Source organism: Mycobacterium persicum (genome assembly GCF_002086675.1).
Taxonomy (GTDB): Bacteria; Actinomycetota; Actinomycetes; order Mycobacteriales; family Mycobacteriaceae; genus Mycobacterium; species Mycobacterium persicum.
In genome coordinates this window covers 1-1,903 of record NZ_MVIF01000217.1, presented here as the reverse complement: position 1 = coordinate 1,903, position 1,903 = coordinate 1, and the positions used below count along the sequence as shown (strand labels likewise).

Genomic DNA, 1,903 nt, shown 5'->3' with positions numbered 1-1,903 from the left:
CCCCGACGAGCAGACCGTCGACGGGACCGAGAAGGAGGCTGCCTGAAAATTCGATCCACAGGTATTGACTATTGCTCACGAGACCGCCGTCCATCTCCTGGCCCTGCAGCGGTTGGACACCGAAGTCATGGAAGCGCACAACCGCTGGCTTGAAAGGGTCAAAGCGAAGGTTGAACGGTCGGGCCGCGAGTGGAATCGCGAAAATTTCCTGCGGTACGTCCGCCTGCGGGAGCACGAGTGAATCCCGTGGCCGGCGACCGGCGCGGCCCGGTAGTGGTCGGTGGCGTCGTCGTGCTACACGGCGATGACATCCGGCACATGCTGTTGGCGGTTCGGCACATCATCGGCCGGCGCCGCCGCGAGCACCTGCCCGTGCCCCCGGAGTGGTCGGCGCTGGAAGTCGCTCTGGCTCAGGCCATGTCCGCGGGTCCGCAGTCGGACGCCGCTGCGCAGTCTGTCAATGAGACTTGGCTTAGCACACGAGAAGTCGCAGATCGAACGGGATGGACCGAGAGATACGCCCGACGTCGGGCAAGCCAGCTCGACGGCAGGCGCGAAGGTGGCCGGTGGCTCATCCCAGAGAGCGCCGTCACGGAACACTTGGAAGGGCAACGCGAATGAGCAAAATCCCCGGCTGGATCGGGCACCACGACTTGGAGGGCCGACTCCGCGATCCGCTGCCCGCCCACCTGGCCGACGCCGCGGCCGTGGAGGCGGTATTCACCCCGCCCGCGCAATGGCTAGCTGTCCGCCAGCGCTGGGCCGCCTTCATCGACACGAGCACGCCACATGTCGATCAGCTGCTGCAGCACATCACATCCGGGGCCGGAGACCTGCCTGGTCTGCGGGCCGCGGCGCTGGCCGAGCTGGCCGCTACCGGGGCCGCCGACGCCGAGTTACGGCAGCAGTTGGCCGTCCGGGTGTGCCACGAGCTGACCCGCTTGTGGCCGGCGGAAAAGGCATACACGGCCGCGGCCAAGGCGTTCGACGCCGCGGTGAGGGCGTTCAGCGGCAGCGACGAAACCGAGCTGGACCACGCGGCTATCGCCCTTGTTGCCGCTGCCCGGTTGTGTGGGGCTGAACGGAACGCGGCCAAGTGGGCTACCGACCGTCTGCAGTTCACCTTGTGCGTCGATCCGCGCCGGGCGCACCTGCGCAAGTTGGTCACCGCGTTCGTCGTGCCCGGCGAGGCTCAACGCGAATACGGCACCGGCAGATGGAACGCGCTACTCAAGCTCGGCGCCGGGCTGCGTGCCGCCACCGACCCGCTGCGCGCTGCGCCCGAGCTGCCAGCCCACGTGACGTGCGTCGATGAGCACCGCGTCATCCAACGCTGGGACCCCCTCGACGGTGAACCGCCGACAGGGTGGCGCCAGGTTCCAGACGGCTGGATCGGGGGATGAGCCGCCGGTCGCGTGGGGCAACTCTGACACGGCGGACCCACGCGACCGGCCCCCAACGGGCTGGTGGTGTCCGGGCGTCAAACTCACCGCGACCATGCGGACTGCAAGGGAGATCGTCACATCGCTGCAACCCCTTCCCCGGCGGCCTGGCACACTTGGACCCAAGGCGGTCGGGCAGCGGACGGCCCTGCGCCCGGCACCACCCCGAAATGATGAGCTCTACGGTTATGGGTTTTTGAGCAAACGGCCAAGGGGAGACGCGCAATCGCCGGGTCGCGGCGTGTACGGGTCTGGCGTCTGGAACACTTCGGCGGCGTTTGCCCCCCAGGGCTCCGGCGCTGGGCTTCTTCACGTAATTAAAGAATGGCGAATTGCATTAATCGCGCGAATTGCTTGGCATAAATTTGGCGAAAGAATGGCGTCACTGAGGGCGGAGAATGGTCGCATGGATGGGTACCCCCCTACCCTATGCGCGCCGGTGACCCACCCCCTCAGGGTAC

General features: G+C 67.1%; 2 protein-coding genes. One reads left to right on the top strand and one right to left on the bottom strand.

Annotation, left to right across the window (positions count from 1 at the left end; translation table 11 throughout):
- Nucleotides 1–235, bottom strand: a 235-nt coding sequence (locus tag BST40_RS31290) for a hypothetical protein (protein ID WP_208618947.1), incomplete at its 3' end; no start/stop codon positions are given.
- Between the two features lie 382 nt (nt 236–617).
- Between BST40_RS31290 and BST40_RS27905 the strand changes: the two genes are divergently transcribed.
- Nucleotides 618–1,403: a hypothetical protein gene (locus BST40_RS27905; RefSeq protein WP_075549455.1), complete on the top strand. Its 786-nt coding sequence runs from the start codon at nt 618–620 to the stop codon at nt 1,401–1,403.
- Nucleotides 1,404–1,903: the final 500 nt, after the last annotated feature.

Coding starts and splice junctions, on each gene's coding strand:
- BST40_RS27905 (WP_075549455.1), top strand. CDS start 618: ATGAGCAAAATCCCCGGCTGGATCGGGCACCACGACTTGGAGGGCCGA.